The organism is Actinoplanes sp. NPDC051343 (genome assembly GCF_044455125.1).
Taxonomy (GTDB): Bacteria; Actinomycetota; Actinomycetes; order Mycobacteriales; family Micromonosporaceae; genus Actinoplanes.
Window position 1 is genome coordinate 490587 of the sequence record NZ_JBITEL010000003.1, and the last position, 15746, is coordinate 506332.

Annotated in this window: 13 protein-coding genes; 5 read left to right on the plus strand and 8 right to left on the minus strand. The window is 69.7% G+C overall.

The features are described 5' to 3' along the window. Nucleotides 1–4: 4 nt before the first annotated feature. A complete protein-coding gene (locus tag ACIA5C_RS12805) occupies nt 5–1054 on the plus strand; it encodes a zinc-dependent alcohol dehydrogenase family protein (RefSeq protein WP_396053844.1) in 1050 nt (349 codons plus the stop codon). Here ACIA5C_RS12805 and ACIA5C_RS12810 read toward each other — a convergent pair. Next, nucleotides 1032–1994, minus strand: a complete 963-nt coding sequence (locus ACIA5C_RS12810; RefSeq protein WP_396054328.1) for a LuxR C-terminal-related transcriptional regulator — start codon at nt 1992–1994, stop codon at nt 1032–1034. The two genes, ACIA5C_RS12805 and ACIA5C_RS12810, sit on opposite strands and share 23 nt — an antisense overlap. A gap of 64 nt (nt 1995–2058) precedes the next feature. Between ACIA5C_RS12810 and ACIA5C_RS12815 the strand changes: the two genes are divergently transcribed. Next, nucleotides 2059–2793, plus strand: coding sequence for a PP2C family protein-serine/threonine phosphatase (locus ACIA5C_RS12815; RefSeq protein WP_396053846.1), 735 nt, complete (start codon nt 2059–2061; stop codon nt 2791–2793). On the opposite strand, the gene ACIA5C_RS12820 is transcribed toward ACIA5C_RS12815, so the two are convergent. After that, the gene (locus ACIA5C_RS12820) at nt 2790–3578 is read right to left on the minus strand and encodes a hypothetical protein (protein ID WP_396053848.1); all 789 of its coding nucleotides are present in this window, start codon (nt 3576–3578) and stop codon (nt 2790–2792) included. The two genes, ACIA5C_RS12815 and ACIA5C_RS12820, sit on opposite strands and share 4 nt — an antisense overlap. A gap of 395 nt (nt 3579–3973) precedes the next feature. Here ACIA5C_RS12820 and ACIA5C_RS12825 point away from each other — a divergent pair, with 395 nt between their 5' ends. Both ACIA5C_RS12825 and ACIA5C_RS12830 read left to right on the plus strand, forming a co-directional pair. Continuing rightward, a complete protein-coding gene (locus tag ACIA5C_RS12825; protein ID WP_396053850.1) occupies nt 3974–5755 on the plus strand; it encodes a hypothetical protein in 1782 nt (593 codons plus the stop codon). Between the two features lies 1 nt (nt 5756). Beyond that, nucleotides 5757–6113, plus strand: coding sequence for a DUF5955 family protein (locus ACIA5C_RS12830; protein ID WP_396053852.1), 357 nt, complete (start codon nt 5757–5759; stop codon nt 6111–6113). 9 nt (nt 6114–6122) lie between these two features. Here ACIA5C_RS12830 and ACIA5C_RS12835 read toward each other — a convergent pair whose 3' ends face one another. Together ACIA5C_RS12835 and ACIA5C_RS12840 are read right to left on the minus strand one after the other, a co-directional pair. After that, nucleotides 6123–6413, minus strand: a complete 291-nt coding sequence (locus tag ACIA5C_RS12835; protein ID WP_396053854.1) for a DUF1905 domain-containing protein — start codon at nt 6411–6413, stop codon at nt 6123–6125. Next, the gene (locus tag ACIA5C_RS12840) at nt 6407–7057 is read right to left on the minus strand and encodes a hypothetical protein (protein ID WP_396053856.1); all 651 of its coding nucleotides are present in this window, start codon (nt 7055–7057) and stop codon (nt 6407–6409) included. The genes ACIA5C_RS12835 and ACIA5C_RS12840 overlap by 7 nt, the downstream gene beginning before the upstream one ends. Nucleotides 7058–7575: 518 nt before the next feature. Here ACIA5C_RS12840 and ACIA5C_RS12845 point away from each other — a divergent pair. Further along, nucleotides 7576–8151, plus strand: coding sequence for a GNAT family N-acetyltransferase (locus ACIA5C_RS12845; RefSeq protein ID WP_396053858.1), 576 nt, complete (start codon nt 7576–7578; stop codon nt 8149–8151). Here the strand turns inward: ACIA5C_RS12845 and glgB are convergent. The 4 genes from glgB to ACIA5C_RS12865 are packed head-to-tail and all read right to left on the minus strand — an operon-like array spanning nt 8104 to nt 15329. Continuing rightward, nucleotides 8104–10239, minus strand: a complete 2136-nt coding sequence (glgB, locus tag ACIA5C_RS12850; RefSeq protein WP_396053860.1) for a 1,4-alpha-glucan branching protein GlgB — start codon at nt 10237–10239, stop codon at nt 8104–8106. The genes ACIA5C_RS12845 and glgB overlap by 48 nt on opposite strands. A gap of 20 nt (nt 10240–10259) precedes the next feature. Next, entirely contained in the window at nt 10260–11570 is a 1311-nt protein-coding gene (locus tag ACIA5C_RS12855; RefSeq protein WP_396053862.1) for a maltokinase, read from the minus strand. Continuing rightward, nucleotides 11567–13327 (minus strand): maltose alpha-D-glucosyltransferase, encoded by a 1761-nt coding sequence (treS, locus tag ACIA5C_RS12860; protein ID WP_396053864.1) that lies wholly within the window; start codon nt 13325–13327, stop codon nt 11567–11569. Before treS ends, ACIA5C_RS12855 begins: the two co-directional genes overlap by 4 nt. 34 nt (nt 13328–13361) lie before the next feature. Further along, nucleotides 13362–15329, minus strand: a complete 1968-nt coding sequence (locus ACIA5C_RS12865) for an alpha-1,4-glucan--maltose-1-phosphate maltosyltransferase (RefSeq protein WP_396053866.1) — start codon at nt 15327–15329, stop codon at nt 13362–13364. Nucleotides 15330–15746 lie beyond the last annotated feature (417 nt).

Consider the following 15746-nt stretch of genomic DNA (forward strand, 5'->3'; position numbering starts at 1 on the left):
ATTTATGCAGGCGACCATGTTTTACGGGCCCGAGGACATCCGCTGGGAACACCGGCCCGACCCCAAGATCGAATTGCCGTCCGACGTCGTCGTCCGCGTCACCGCGGCCTGCGTCTGCGGCTCCGACCTGTGGGGCTTCCGTGGCTTCCACCCCGAGGGCGACCCGCGTCCGATCGGCCACGAGTTCGTCGGCGTGGTCGAGGAGGCCGGCGCCGGGGTCGCCACGGTCAAGGCCGGTGACTTCGTGGTCGCCCCGTTCGTGATCAGCGACAACACCTGCGTCAACTGCCGCAACGGCGTACAGACGTCGTGCCTGCACCGGCAGAACTGGGGCGGCCTCGACCTTCACGGCCGCCAGATCGACGGCTGCCAGGGTGAGTACGTGCGGGTCCCGCTCGCCGACGGCACCCTGGTCGCCACGCCCGGGCAGCCGGGCAAGGAGCTGATCCCGGGCCTGCTCGCCCTCTCCGACGTGATGGGCACCGGCCACCACGCGGCCCTCGCGGCCGGTGTCGGCCCCGGCCGGACCGTCGCGGTGGTCGGCGACGGCGCGGTCGGCCTCTGCGCGGTGCTCGCCGCCGTACGCCTCGGCGCCGAACGCGTCATCGCCTGCTCCTCGCACGCCGACCGTCAGGCGGTGGCGACCCGCTTCGGTGCCACCGACGTCGTCGCCGAACGGGGCGACGACGCCGCCGCCGTGGTGCGCGACCTGCTCGGCGACACCGGCGCCGACTGCGTGCTCGAGTGCGTCGGCACCGAGGCCTCGATGGACCAGGCCATGGCGACCGCCCGGCCCGGCGGCAGGATCGGCTTCGTGGGCGTGCCGGTCGGAGGCTCCCAGGTGCGGATCGGTCCGATGTTCCAGCGCAACATCGCGGTCGGCGGCGGCGTCGCCCCGGTCCGCGCCTACCTCGACGAACTGCTGCCCGAGGTGCTCGACGGGCGGCTCGACCCGGGCCCGGTCTTCGACCTCGAACTGCCGATGGCCCAGGTCGCCGACGCCTACCGGGCCATGCACGAGCGCCGGTCGATCAAGACGTTGCTCTGGCCCTGACGTTGCGCTCCAGGGCCCACAGCGCCGCCTCGGTCCGCGAGGCGGCGCCGGTCTTGCGCAACAGGTTGGAGACGTGCACGGTCACGGTGCGCACCGAGATCTCGAGGGCGCGGGCGATCTGCTTGTTCGACATCCCCTCGGCGATGCAGCCGAGCACCTCACGCTCGCGTGCGGTGAGATCGTCCGTCTGCGGTGCCGCCAGCTCGCGCAGGCCCGCAGGGCTCAGGCGGGCGATCAGCTCGGTGATCAGGTACGGGTTTCCTTCGGTACGCCGCCACACCGCCGACGTGATCTCCACGGTCACGGCTTCCACGCCGTACGCGTGCCGCAGGAGCTCGCCGACCTCAGCCTGCGCCAGACCGCTCAGATGGCGCCGGACGGCGCCCGGTCGCCCGGTGAGCCGGGCGAGCGTCCGGGCCGTGAGCTGGGGCGAAACGGCCTCCTCGGGAAGCTGGCTGGTGACCAGCAGCAGGGCCGGAAGGTCGGTCGCGGCGAGCTCGGCGACCAGGTTGAGGCTCGCCGGGTCAAGAGCATGAAGATCTTCCACCACGAGTACGGCCGGGGAGGTGCCGATCAGCGCCCGCACGGTCGTCACGGCGATGCGCAGCAGGGCGTCCGGCGTGTACCGCTCACGAGGGACATCCGGGTCCTGTTTCAGCCAGGACAGGGCGCCCTCGGGCACGTCGGGGATGTCGGCGTCGCTTTTCGCCAGCACCGCGGCCAGCCAGTCGTAGGGCGCCGGGGAGTGCACGCGGGCCGCCCCGGACAGGACCGTGGTCGATCCGGCAGCCTGCAGCAGCGCCCCGACCAGCGCACTTTTGCCTGTTCCGGCGGCACCTGTCAGCACGGCGGTGACCGGCCGGTTTTCTGCGCGCACGATGTCGAGGGCCCCCCGCAACTCCTCGAGCGCGGGCGCCCGCCCCACCATCGGCACCGCCATCACCACCCAACACTACGTAGGAGGTACTAGAGACTTCTGCGAGGGTGTTTGGCAGTCTTGTGACATGACGCTAGTTGTCCGGGCGGTCGCCGCCACCGATCAGGGCCTGGTGCGGTCCAACAACGAAGACGCGGTGTTCGTCGGCAACCGCCTCCTCGTGGTGGCAGACGGCATGGGCGGTCTCCCGGCCGGCGAGCTGGCCAGCGACATCCTGGTGCAGGCAATGGGCGTCGTCGATGAGCTGCCCGACACCGGCGAGCCGCTGCAGGATCTGATCGCCGCCCTGCAGACCGCCAACGAGCGCATCGAGGCTGCGGTCGCCGACGACGACGCCCGCGACGGCATGGGCACGACGGTCACCACGCTGCTGCTGTCGGGCGACCGGGTGGCGATGCTCAACGTGGGCGACTCCCGCTGCTACCGCCTGCGCGACGGCTCACTGAGCCAGCTCACCCGCGACGACACGTACGTGCAGGCGCTGGTCGACCAGGGCGTTCTCACGCCCGACGACGCGCGCCGGCACCCGCAGCGGGCCCTGGTGACCCAGGCCGTGCAGGGCGGCCCGTTCCGCCCGGCCGGCCGCATGATCCCGGTGCAGGTCGGCGACCGGTTCCTGCTGTGCAGCGACGGCCTGTCGGACTACGTGGAAGACAGCGTGATCGCCGAAACCCTGCGGTCCAACGCCGACCGCAAGACGGCCGCGGCCGAACTGGTCCACCGCACACTGGACAACGGCGCCCCCGACAACGTCACCGTGATCGTCGCCGACATCGACGAGGTCGACCAGGGCCCGTCCTAGGCGCACGGCCGCGAGGTCGCCTTGCTCCTGCGGATCCGGTAGGCGCCGCTGTTGCTCACGGTGTAGCGGATGGTCCAGTGCGTGCAGGTCTCGGAGGAGCGGCCGCGCGGGCCGTCACCCGCGGTCTGGTGGCTGACGAAGGTCACGTCGGCGGCGAGCAGGCCGCCGGAGGTGTCGGCGAGGCCGGTCAGCGCGATGTCCGAGTCGGTGGTCGAGCGGGTGCCCCGGGCCAGGGCGTTCATCTCGGCCGGGTCGGACGGGTCGACCGAGCCCGCGGGGTCGAGCACCGAGCCGACCGCGTCGTAATTCTTGTCGTTGACGCCGCCGAAGTAGGTGTCGAACATCGCGGCCACGCCGGGCGCCCGTTCGTCGGTCACGCCGGGGCCGATGGCGACGATGCCGCTCGGGGCGGGCGGGTCGGTGGTCGGGTCGAGCGTCTCTGCGGTCTCGGGCGGGTCCGAGGTGTCGGTGGGGTCCGTCGTGGCCGGGTCCGTCGTGTCGACGGTGGCCGGGGCGGCGATCGGTGCCGTCGTGGTGGAGGCGGGCGCCGGATGGTCGTCCTTGGAGAGCAGACGGGGCACCACGATCGCGGCGGCGACTCCCGCACCGACCAGGGCGACCGTCGCGACGGCCACGATCCAGCGGACGGGGAGCGGCTGGTGGCGGCTGTGGTGATCGTCGGGCGCCGTCGGCTCGGCTTCCCGGGCCGGCGTCGCTTCCCAGGTCGGCGTCGAGTCCCGGGCCGGCGTCGCTTCCCGGGCCGGCGTCGCTTCCCAGGCCGGCATCGCGGGCGTCCACGGGTCGGCGGCCGGCGAGGGAGGCGCGGGCGCGGGCCTCGGCGCCGGTCTTCCGGTGGCGAGCGGGCGCGTTGCGCACACCGCGCAAACCGGTGCGTCGTCGTCGTTCGGCTCGGCACAGCTAGGGCAGATCCACATGCGACGACTTTCTCGAGACCGGCGATTCTCTCCGCCAATGACTAGCACTTTTCGTCGCAACCGGAAATGCTGCCCGTACCCGAATTAGACGGAACGATGTCGGCCGCCTGACCAGGCCGTTTCGCCGTTCGGGGGAGGCGCCGCAGGTGGCCGGTGACGCCCGGAACTCCTCATCTCTTCGGTCCATTCTCGCTGACTGATCGATGTGGTCGACTACGCATCGTCGCGAAAGGGAAATCAGCGAGATGACTTATACCGACGCCGAGCAACACGCGTTCATCCATGCCGACGGCATCTCGAAACAGCCGGGGACGCCGCTCACCTCGACCACCCGCTATCTGAGCGGGGCGGCCTACGTCGACCAGAAGTACGCCGAGATCGTGATCGACGAGATGATCGGCGAGAGTCATCGGGCGGTCGCCCCGGCCCTCGGCTACGACCTCGTGACGATCATCCGGCACTGCTTCCGGGCCCAGCGCCTCTGGTTGCGGCAGAACGCCCTGCTCACGCTCGTGTTGCTGGTCGGGGCGTTCGTCTTCACCGGGCCGACCGTGACGCTGTTCGTGGTCTGCCTGCTGGCGTACCTGTTCATGCCCGACCGCACGCGGGTCCGCCGGAAGGGCCGGCCGGCCTGGCAAGTGGTCGTCGGGCTGCTCCTCGTGGTCGGGCTCGGCGGCTGCCTGTTCGGTCCCGCCGCGGCGCTGCTCTCGATCGTGGGGTCGGGGTCGTTCTCGGGCTCCAGCCTCGGATCGACATACGATTCGCCGGCCGGTAGCGACTCGACCGGCTCGGTGGTCAAGTTCGGTCTTGGCCTGCTCGCCGTGGTCGTCGGGCTGATGGTCGTGCTGACCCTGCACCGCTACTGGATGATCGACATCATCACCACCGACCTGGCCCGCGGCAAGCCGGCCGGGCGGCTGCGTCCGGAGGCCCGCGAGGTGGAGCACCGCCTGGGGGTCGTCGGGGCGGCTCAGTCCGGCAACATCGTGCTGCACGCCGGGTTCGAGCCGTTCGTCGGCGCTGGTGAGCGCATCAACGCCTGGGCGGTGGCGACCGAGTTGCGGGCCCGGCCGCCCCAGGGCGCCGAACCGGGGGCGGGTCCCGGTCCCCGGGTCGACATCGACCCGAACGGGCTCATGCATCACCTACGGCACCGGCTGGCCTCGATGCGGGGCCGCGACCTGCCGGGCCCGGCCCAGATCATCGGTCTGCAGTTACGCGACCAGGTCGTCTCCTCGGGCACCCGGTGGCACGACTACCCGCTGATCGACGACCGGACCCGGCTGCCGTACTCGTTCGCCGAGCCGGCCACCGTCGAGGCGATCATCCGGTCGCCGCAGACCAGCGCACGGCACTTCCTGCGGGCCAGCGTCGGCGCACCGGACCGGGCCGCGCTCGGGGCCGACGGCCGCACGATCATGCCGGCCGAGCACCAGAGCGCGATCAGCTCGACGTTCATCCACGTCGCGGTCGAGGGCGGCCTGCTCTACGTCGAGCTGGTGTCCACGGTGCTCGGCCCGATCCGGCAGGCCTACCTGGACATCGACCGGTACTCGGCGACCGACGACCGGCTGAGCCCGGCCGTCGGCGAGGCGTTCCGGAGGTTCCTCGGCGACGTCGCGGTGGCGCCGTTCCGGCTGGTGCGGGCGCTCTACCGGCGGCTCACCCTGATCGGCGCGATGCACAAGGCCGACCAGGAGGCGGCACGCGAGCCGGTGTACGACTTCGGCTCCCGCATCGACGTGCGGGAGCTGGCGAGCCGGCCGTCGTACGCGAACTATCTGCAGGGGCTGGACGCCGAGAAGTACACCCGGCTGATCGACAAGCGGGTGACCGAGGCGATCGACGAATACCTGGTGTCCCAGGGTGTCGACTCGGCCGACTTCGTGGCCAAGGCGAACTTCTACCAGTACAACAACAGCGCCGTCGTCGCCGGGGACGTGAACGGCTCGATCGCCGTCGGCATGGGTGCCAAGGCGAGCCAGGCCGGCGTGACCATCACGACCGGACAGGGCAGGGGAGTGTGACGTGAGCAACGAGATCCGCATCGGCGGTTCGGCGTACGGGGCCATCGCCAACGGGCCGAAGGCCCGGGCCGTGCAGCGGGATGTCTCGATCAACCACGCCGGAGGCGGCAGCGAGGCCTTCCTCTCCGCGCTGGCGGCGTTCCGGACGCTGGTCGACCAGAACGCGGACCGGATCCCCGAGGCGGCCAAGGTCCGCAAGGACGCACAGTCGATCGAGGACGAGTTCCGGAGCCCGGAGATCGACGCGCCCGCGATGCGCGACACGATCGTGCGGATCATCGGCCGGGTCGGCATGGTCGGCACGGTGCTGGAGGCGGCCAACAACCTGCGGGAGCTGATCGACACTCTGGTGCACTGAAACGGCGGCTCAGTCGGCATCTATCGTCAGGCGGACCGCTACGGTGTCGCCGACGTCCAGCTGCTCGGCCTTCCGGACCCAGGTTTTGATCGGGACCAGGTAGGCGCCGTCCTTGGGCCACAGGGACGTCGTCCACTGGGTGGCGCCGACGGTGACGCCGACCGGAATCATGCCCCAGCCGTAACTGACCAGCGACGCCGCCGAGGCGATGTCGCGGCAGTGCGGCTCCGGCACCGTCACGAAGTGCCAGGGGGCCGGGCCGCGCCAGAACCACAGGTCGCCGGTGAACTCGATCAGCATGGCTCGGACTCGGCGTCGCTCTGGCGGATCCGGTACGCATCGTCGTGGCTCAGGGTGTAGACGATGTCCCACTCGGTGCAGGTCTCGGCGGGCCGGTCGTGCGGACCCTCGCCGGCCTTCTGGTTGCTCCGGAAGGTGACCTCGGCCGAGAGCAGCCCGTGGCCGGCGTCGTCGAGCGAGGTCAGCGTGACGTGCGAATCCCTGGTCGAGCGGGTGCCGTCGGCCAGCTCCTGCATGTCGTCCTCGTCGTCGGGGTCGGTGGTGCCGTCGGGGTCGAGGACCGTGCCCACGGCCGGGTAGTCCTTGGCGTTGATGCCGTTGAAGTAGACGTCGAGCATCGCGGCCACCTCGTCGGCGCGGTCGTCCGTGATGTCGGGTGCGATGGCTACCGCCGGGCCGCCCTCTTCCGGATCGGGGGAGGACGGGGGTGCGCTGGAGCCGGTCGCCGTCGTCGGGGTCGGTGTGCTGCCGCCGTTGTCGTGCGAAAGCAGCTTGGGGACCACGATCGCCGCGGCCACGCCCGCGCCGGCCACGAGCACGGCCGCGATCGTGATGACCCGGCGGGGCCGGACGCCGTTGCGCTGCGTGACTTGGATCGTTGCCGGGCGGGTCGGCGGTTGCGGGGCGGGGACGATCGTGCCCACGAAGGGCCGGGTCGGCGCCGGTACCGCGGCCGAGGTCGGGGCGCCGGAGCCGGGGGCGTGGTGGAACGGTGACAGGACGGTCTCGGTGTCGGCCCGCGAGGCCCAGGGATCGACCGGAACCGGGTATTCCGGGCGGGATCCGCCACCCGGGCCGGATCCGCCACCTGGGCTGGGCCCGCTACCTGGGCTGGGCCCGCTACCTGGGCTGGGCCCGCTACCTGGGCTGGGCCCGCCACCTGGGCTGGGCCCGCCACCTGGGCTGGATTCGCCACCCGGGCTGGATTCGCCACCCGGGCTGGATTCGCCACCGGGACCGGATCCGGCACCCGGGCCGGAAAGCCAGCGGGTGCCACAAACCGGGCAAACGTGGGTCTTGTCGTCGTTGTGTGCGGCACATTTGGGGCAGATCCACATACGACGGCATCCTCAGCTGTGCCTCGGCGATTCCTCGGGACCCCATTCTTACCGGAGGCGCTGCTCAGCGAAGCCGGGCGCCCTGGTGAACTAGCCTCGGGGGCATGCTGATCACGACTGAGCGGCTGGTGCTGCGGCGCTTCCGGGCGGCCGACGCCACCGCCCTCGCGGAGTACCGGTCCGATCCGGAGGTGGCCCGCTACCAGTCGTGGGATGCGCCGTTTCCGCTGCTGCGGGCCGAGACCGCGGTGACCAACTTTATCGCCTCCGACCCGGACAAGGCGGGCTGGTTCCAGTACGCCATCGAGCACCCCGGCGAAAAGGCGCTGATCGGGGACGTGGCCGTGCACCTGCACGACAACCTCAAGCAGGCCGAGGTCGGGTTCACGTTGGCTCGCGCGTACCAGAAAAAGGGTTTTGCGACCGAAGCCGTCGGGGCCGTGCTGGATCGGCTCTTTCGCGTGCAAGGTCTGCACAAGGTGACCGGGGAGTGCGACGCCCGCAATGCCGGCTCCGCCGCTCTGATGGAGCGGCTCGGGTTCACGCGGGAAGGGCACCTGCGCCAGCAGACCTGGATCAAGGGTGAGTGGACCGACGACCTGATCTTCGGCCTGCTGGCGGAGGAGTGGTTGCTAGACCGGGCGCAGCCAGACCGCGCCGAGCGGCGGCACCCGCAGTGACACCGAGAAGTCGAGCCCGTGCCAGGGGAGCGCCTCGGCCTCGACCGAGCCCAGGTTGCCGACACCGGAGCCGCCGTAGAGCTCGCTGTCGGTGTTGACCACCTCGGCCCAGTGGCCGGGCCGGGGCAGGCCGATGCGGTAGCCCTCGTGCGGCACCGCCGCGAAGTTGACCACGCAGACCAGCGGGTCGCCGTTCGGGGCGAAGCGGATGAACGAGAACGTGTTGTGCTGCGAGTCTTCGCTGGTGATCCACCGGAAGCCGGACGATGACGTGTCCTGGCTCCAGAGGGCCGGGGTTTCGCGGTAGACCCGGTTGAGGTCGCGCACCAGGCCGTGGACGCCGGCGAACTGGGGGTTGTCGAGCAGGCCCCAGTCGAGGCCGCGCTCCTCGCTCCACTCCCGCATGTCGCCCAGCTCGCCGCCCATGAACAGCAGCTGCTTGCCGGTGAACGCCCACATGAAGCCGAGCAGCGCCCGCGTGTTGGCCAGCTTCTGCCAGTCGTCGCCGGGCATCTTGCCGGTCAGCGAGCCCTTCCCGTGCACGACCTCGTCGTGGCTGATCGGCAGGATGTAGTTCTCACTCCACGCGTAGACCGTCGCGAAGGTCATCTGGTGGTGGTGCCACTGCCGGTAGACCGGCTCCTTCTCCATGTACGAGAGGGTGTCGTTCATCCAGCCCATGTTCCACTTGAAGCCGAACCCGAGACCGCCCAGGTGGGTTGGGCGGGTCACGCCCGGCCACGCGGTCGACTCCTCGGCCACCGTGATCACGCCGGGGTTGTTCTTGTAGACGGTCGCGTTCATCTCCTGCAGGAAGCTGATCGCGTCCAGGTTTTCCCGCCCGCCGTACTGATTGGGCGTCCACTCGCCTTCCTTGCGCGAGTAGTCGAGGTAGAGCATCGAGGCGACCGCGTCGACCCGCAGGCCGTCGGCGTGGAACTCCTCGCACCAGTAGACCGCATTGGCGACCAGGAAGTTGCGCACCTCCTTGCGGCCGAAGTCGAAGACGTACGTGCCCCAGTCGGGGTGCTCGCCGCGCCGCCAGTCGCCGTGCTCGTACAGCGGTGTCCCGTCGAAGCGCGCGAGCGCCCATTCGTCCTTCGGGAAGTGCGCGGGCACCCAGTCGAGGATCACGCCGATGCCGGCCTGGTGCAGCTTGTCGACCAGGAAGCGGAACTCGTCGGGGTTGCCGAACCGCGACGTGGGGGCGAAGTAGCCGGTGACCTGATAGCCCCAGGAGCCGCCGAACGGGTGCTCCATGACCGGCATCAGCTCGACGTGGGTGAACCCGGCGTCGACCACGTATTCCACCAGCTGAGTGGCCAGTTCCACGTAGGACAGGCCCGGCCGCCACGAGCCGAGATGCACCTCGTACGCGCTCATCGGTTCCTGGTGCCACTGCTTAGTCGCCCGCTCACGCATCCAGGCCTCGTCGCCCCATTCGTGGGACGACTCGAAGACCACCGACGCGGTCGCCGGCGGCACCTCGGTGTGCTGGGCCAGCGGGTCGGCGTGCTCGCGCCACACACCGTCGCGCCCGAGGATCTTGTATTTGTACCGGGTGCCCACGTGAGCGTTCGGGATGTACAGCTCCCAGACGCCGGAACTGCCGAGCGAACGCATCGGCCATCCGTCGTACGGCCCCCAGCCGGCGAAATCGCCGACCACCTGAACCCCCCGGGCGGCCGGCGCCCAGACCGCGAACCCGACACCGGTGCCGCGAGGCTGGGCCCCCAGCACCTTCCACAGCTTCTCGTGCCGGCCCTCGCCGATCAGGTGCAGGTCGAGCTCGCCCAGGGTCGGGAGATGACGGTACGGGTCGTCGCACTCGACACCGTCGACGTCGAGCCGGTAGTCGAGAACCGTGCCAGGAAGTTCGGCGGCGAAGACGCCGTCCGGGTGCACCTGCACCATGGCGACCCGCTCGTCGCCCGCGATCACCGACACCGCCTTGGCGCCCTTGCGCAGCGTGCGGATCACGGTGTGGTCGCCGCTCGGATGGGCACCGAGCACCGAGTGCGGGTCGTGGGTCTCGCCGGCCACGATGCTGTTCAGGGTGCGCTGGTCAGCTGCCAGGGCGGAGGTCACGAAAGGCTCCTTAATGGGGTTCAGCCGACGAGCCGGGCGATGGATCGCAGCGGGATGCGCAGCCACCCCGGCCGGTGCCGTGCTTCGTATGCGGCCTCGTAGACCGCCTTGTCGAGCTCGTACGCCGCCAGCAGGTCGGCGTGCTCGCGCGGGTCGAAACCGGCCGCCTTGGCGTATCCGTCGCAGAACGCCGCCCGGTTGCGGTCGACCCACTCGCGGGCCCGGGCGGCCAGATGCTCGTTGTCGGACTGGTCGACGAGCAGTTGGTAGGCCGCGTATTCGTAGCTGCGCAGCACGCCCGCGATGTCGCGCAGCGGCGAATCGGGCATGCGTCGCTCGTCGAGGGGTGCGCCCGGCTCGCCCTCGAAGTCGATCAGCAGCCAGCCGCCCGGGGTGCGCAGCACCTGACCCAGGTGCAGGTCGCCGTGGACGCGCTGAACTGTCACCTCGCGGCCGGTGAGGTTGCGGAACTGCTGCTCGATGCGCGGCACGTACTGCTGGATCTCGCCGACCGCGTTGGCCGCCGACCGCAGCCGGGCCAGCACCGCGTCGACCGGGAACGGCGCCGGGCCGCTGCCCAGCGCGGCGGCCAGGTCGGAGTGCACCGACGCGACCGCCTCGCCGAGACGGTAGGACTCGCTATGGAAGTCGCCGCCGACCTGGTCGGCCCGCATCTCGGCGTCGGCGAACAGGTCGCGGGCGCTGGCCGTGGCCATCGCCCAGCCCTCGGCCGAGTTGGCCGCGTACGCCGTGACCATGCCCAGCGGGCACGACTCGCCGCTCTCGGTCGTCTCGAACGAGCCCAGGAGCTTGGCCACGTGGACGTTGCCGGACCGGCCGAGCACCCGGTTGAGCTCGATGTCGGGGTTGATGCCGGCCGAGACCCGGCGGAAGACCTTGAGGATGGCCTCCTGCTCGAAGATCACGCTGGTGTTGCTCTGTTCGGCGTCGAACACCCGCGGCGCCGTGTCGAGCGGGAACGTCGCTCCCGGCTCGGGCTGGAACACGACGTCACCGACCGTACCGCCGGCGGCGATCAGCTCGAGCAGCCGGCGGGCGGCCCGCGGATCGTAGAGCGCGTCGTAGCCGGTGCGGTTGTCAGCGGTGCCGATCGTTGCGACGGTGCTGTATTCGACGATCGGGCCCGAGTCCCAGGCCACCACCACCTGGTAGCGCTCGGAGCTGCCGTCGGTGTATTCGACGTCGATCAGCACCAGGTCGAGATTGTCGGCGAGCGTCGTAGACGACGCCTGCTTGACCGAGGCGAGGGTGCGGGCACGCCCCGCGTACCACCTCTGCTCGGGGAGCCACTCGGCGAAAGGCAGCGTCATTGCTTCTCCTCGGCACCGCACAGCTGGAACCAGTAGAAGCCGTGGCCCGGCAGAGTCAGAAGGTAGGGCAACTGGCCGATCCGCGGGAAGTTCACGTGCCCGGTCAGCTCGACCGGCGTGTACCCGTTCCAGTGCTGCAGGTTGAGTTCGATGGGTTGCGGGAACCGCGACAGGTTGTTGACGCAGAGCACCACGTCGTCGCCGTCCTCGCGCAGGTAGGCCAGCACGGACGGGTTGGACCCGCCGAGCTCGCGGAACGTGCCGACGGCGAACGCCTCGTGGCGGCGGCGCACGGCGAGCATCGTACGCGTCCAGTTCAGCAGCGAGGTGGAACTGTCCCGCTGGGCCTCCACGTTGACCGACTGGTAGCCGTACACCGGGTCCTGGTTGGCCGGCAGGAAGAGCCGGCCCGGGTGGGCGGTGGAGAAGCCCGCGTTGCGGTCGGGCGTCCACTGCATCGGGGTGCGTACGCCGTCGCGGTCACCCAGCCAGATGTTGTCACCCATGCCGATCTCGTCGCCGTAGTAGAGCACCGGCGAACCGGGCAGCGACAGCAGCAGGGCGGTGAACAACTCGATCTGGTTGCGGTCGTTCTCCAGCAGCGGGGCCAAGCGCCGGCGGATGCCGACGTTGGCTTTCATCCGCGGGTCCTTGGCGTATTCGGAGTACATGTAGTCGCGCTCTTCGTCGGTCACCATCTCGAGCGTCAACTCGTCGTGGTTGCGCAGGAAGATGCCCCACTGGCAGTTGTCCGGGATGGCCGGCGTCTGCGCCATGATCTCCGAGATCGGGAAGCGCGACTCCCGCCGGACCGCCATGAAGATGCGTGGCATCAACGGGAAGTGGAACGCCATGTGGCACTCGTCGCCGCCGCTGCGCGGGTCGCCGAAGTATTCGACCACGTCGGCCGGCCACTGGTTGGCCTCGGCCAGCAGCACCCGCCCCGGGTACTCGTCGTCGATCACCTTCCGGCAGTGCTTGAGGAAGGCGTGGGTCTCGGGCAGATTTTCGCCGTTCGTGCCCTCGCGCTCGTACAGATAAGGGACCGCGTCCAGCCGGAAGCCGTCGATGCCCAGGTCGAGCCAGAAGCGCAGAACGTCGATCATCGCTTCCTGCACGGCCGGGTTGTCGTAGTTGAGGTCGGGCTGGTGGGAGAAGAAGCGGTGCCAGAAGAACTGCCGGCGCACCGGGTCGAACGTCCAGTTCGACTCCTCGGTGTCGACGAAGATCACTCGAGCGTCCTTGTACTGGTCGCTGGTGTCGCTCCATACGTAGAAATCGCCGTACGGGCCGTCGGGGTCACGGCGTGACTCCTGGAACCACGCGTGCTGGTCACTCGTGTGGTTCATCACCAGGTCGGTGATCACCCGGATGCCGCGCTTGTGTGCCGCGTCGAGCAGGGCCACGAAGTCTTCGACGGTGCCGAACTCGGGGAGCACCCGATAGAAGTCACTGATGTCGTAGCCGCCGTCGCGCAGCGGCGACTGGTAGAACGGCGGTAGCCAGAGACAGTCGACGCCCAGCCACTGCAGGTAGTCGAGCCGCTCGATCAGGCCGCGCAGATCGCCGGAACCGTCGGAACTCGAGTCGTAGAACGCCCGGACGAGGACCTCGTAGAAGACCGCGCGCTGAAACCAGGTGCGGTCCGCGGGTAGCGAGCGTGCGTGGCCGAAGTCGTCCGCGTTGGGATGCTCGACCACACCGTCCTCGACATGGCTGCCCTCGGCCGGATCGAACTCGCTCTCGAGATCAGTCATCAGGTTCCCACCTACCCACGTGCCGGAAAATGAATCAAAGACGCGGCTGCACAACGAAGATGTGGGCCGGTTCGACGTACGGATCGATCCGGACCGGGTTGTGCTGCCCCCACTCGTAGGTTGCCCCGGTGACCTGGTCGGTGACCGTGAAACGGTCATGCCAGTCCATTCCCAGGGCCGGCATGTCCAGCACGGTGTTGCCCCACTGCACGTTGCCGGAGTCGAACGTGACCACCACCAGCACGGTGTTGCCGGTCGTCTCGTCGCGCTTGGAGAAGCAGAGCAGCGCGCCGTTGTCGACCTCGTGGAACACCAGGTTGCGCAGCCAGTGCAGGGCCGGGTTGGCGTCCCGGGTCCGGTTGAGCATCGTGATGTAGGGCGCCAGGGAGCGGCCGTTGCGCTCGGCGGCCGCCCAGTCGCGCGGCCTCAGCTCGAACTTCTCGTTGTCGAGGTATTCCTCGGCGCCCGGCCGCGCGACGTGCTCGAACAGCTCGAACCCGGAGTACATGCCCCAGGAGGGCGAGAGGATCGCGGCCAGCACCGCCCGGATCTTGAACATCGGCGGGCCGCCGTGCTGCAGCGACTCGTGCAGGATGTCCGGGGTGTTGGGCCAGAAGTTGGGCCGCATCCAGTCGAGCGAGGCGATCAGCTGGCCCATGTATTCGCGCATTTCCCAGGCCGAGGTGCGCCACGTGAAGTACGTGTAGGACTGGCTGAACCCGATCTTGCCGAGGCCGTTCATCATGGCCGGCCGGGTGAACGCCTCGGCCAGGAACAGGACGTCCGGCTCCTCCTCCTTGACCTTGGCGATCAGCCACTGCCAGAAGTTGAGCGCCTTGGTGTGCGGGTTGTCGACCCGGAAGATCTTGATGCCCTGCGCGACCCAGTGCCGCACGATGCGCAGCACCTCCTCGCGCAGGCCCTTGTAGTCGTTGTCCCAGTTGAGCGGGTAGATGTCCTGATATTTCTTGGGCGGGTTCTCCGCGTAGGCGATCGTGCCGTCGGCCCGCGTGGTGAAGAACTCGGGGTGCGACGTCACCCACGGGTGGTCGGGTGCCGCCTGCAGCGCCAGGTCCAGCGCGACCTCGAGCCCGTGCTCCTCGGCCTTCGCGACGAACGCGCGGAAGTCGTCCAGGGTGCCCAGCTGGGGGTGGATCGCGTCGTGGCCGCCCTCGTCCGAGCCGATCGCCCACGGCGAGCCGACGTCCTCCGGGCGGGCCACCAGCGTGTTGTTGCGGCCCTTGCGGTTGACCTTGCCGATCGGGTGGATCGGCGGAAGGTAGAGCACGTTGAAGCCCATCGCGGCGACGGCCGGGATGCGTTCGGCCGCGGTCGCGAACGTGCCGTGCCTGATCGGGGTCCCCTCGGGACTGACCTCGGCGCCCTCCGAGCGGGGAAAGAACTCATACCACGACGAGTAGAGCGCGCGCGGGCGATCGACCCAGATCGCGTACGACCGGGTGGTCGTCACCAGGTGACGGACCGGGTTGTCCCACAGCAGTTCCTCGAGGTCGAGCGCGGGGGAGACCCGGGCGAACAGCGACCGCTGCTCGTCGCGCAGGGCGGCCGCCGCGTCGCGCACCCGCTCCTCGTGCTCGCTCGGCACGATCTTGGCGGCTAGGTCGAGCACCTCGGCGCCCTCGTCGATGTCGTTGTGCAGATCCTCGAGGCCCTGGCCCGCCCCGATCTTTTTCACCACGGCGTCCCGCCACGTGCGGTAGGGGTCGTCGAACGCCTCCACCGTGAACGTCCACCGGCCGACCCGGCTGGGGCGGATCACCCCGTGCCACTGGTCGAGGCCGGGCTCGCCCGGCAGCATCCGGGTGAACGGCTCGGCCTCACCGTCGGGGCCACGCCAGACCACGTTGACACCGAGAGCGTTGTGGCCTTCGCGATAGGACACCGCGGCGACCGGCACCAGTTCGCCGACGACCGCCTTGGCCGGGTAACGGCCACAGGACACCGAGGGCGTCACGTCCTCGATGGGGAAACGACCGGTCATGATCTCCACCGTAGTCAGAAGGGCGTGGGCGGGGTCGGCAAAAAGTGAGACATCGTCAAGGCATACTTCTCCGCAGTGGAGCCGTCGCAAACGACGCAGAGCCGACCTGTTCAACCTACCGGAGCGCGCCCGGCCCGCCTCATCCGCACCGCGCCTTGGCGCCGCCCACGAATTCGCTGATTCGGCCCCGCACAGCACCCGTTCATGCTTACCGGGCTTGATCATCGGCACGTTACCGGCCGGCAAAATCACGTTTCCCGATCGGCGCCCGCGCGGGAAAGCCGGCGGACGCAACAGCCGCCCCGGCAGTCTGCCCGGGATCGTCGAGGTCGACACATGACTGCGCCCCGCGGCCGGACCGGATCCGGTAGCAGAACGGTTTCGCCGAAGGGCGTTCGAGCCCTCCGGGGAGCACGT

Bases quoted from the DNA above. Each gene is read 5' to 3' on its own strand.
- ACIA5C_RS12845 (WP_396053858.1), top strand. From the start codon at position 7,576: ATGCTGATCACGACTGAGCGGCTGGTGCTGCGGCGCTTCCGGGCGGCC.
- ACIA5C_RS12815 (WP_396053846.1), top strand. From the start codon at position 2,059: ATGACGCTAGTTGTCCGGGCGGTCGCCGCCACCGATCAGGGCCTGGTG.
- ACIA5C_RS12805 (WP_396053844.1), top strand. From the start codon at position 5: ATGCAGGCGACCATGTTTTACGGGCCCGAGGACATCCGCTGGGAACAC.
- ACIA5C_RS12825 (WP_396053850.1), top strand. From the start codon at position 3,974: ATGACTTATACCGACGCCGAGCAACACGCGTTCATCCATGCCGACGGC.
- ACIA5C_RS12810 (WP_396054328.1), bottom strand. From the start codon at position 1,994: ATGGCGGTGCCGATGGTGGGGCGGGCGCCCGCGCTCGAGGAGTTGCGG.
- ACIA5C_RS12865 (WP_396053866.1), bottom strand. From the start codon at position 15,329: ATGACCGGTCGTTTCCCCATCGAGGACGTGACGCCCTCGGTGTCCTGT.
- ACIA5C_RS12820 (WP_396053848.1), bottom strand. From the start codon at position 3,578: ATGCCGGCCTGGGAAGCGACGCCGGCCCGGGAAGCGACGCCGGCCCGG.
- treS (WP_396053864.1), bottom strand. From the start codon at position 13,327: ATGACTGATCTCGAGAGCGAGTTCGATCCGGCCGAGGGCAGCCATGTC.
- ACIA5C_RS12855 (WP_396053862.1), bottom strand. From the start codon at position 11,570: ATGACGCTGCCTTTCGCCGAGTGGCTCCCCGAGCAGAGGTGGTACGCG.
- ACIA5C_RS12835 (WP_396053854.1), bottom strand. From the start codon at position 6,413: ATGCTGATCGAGTTCACCGGCGACCTGTGGTTCTGGCGCGGCCCGGCC.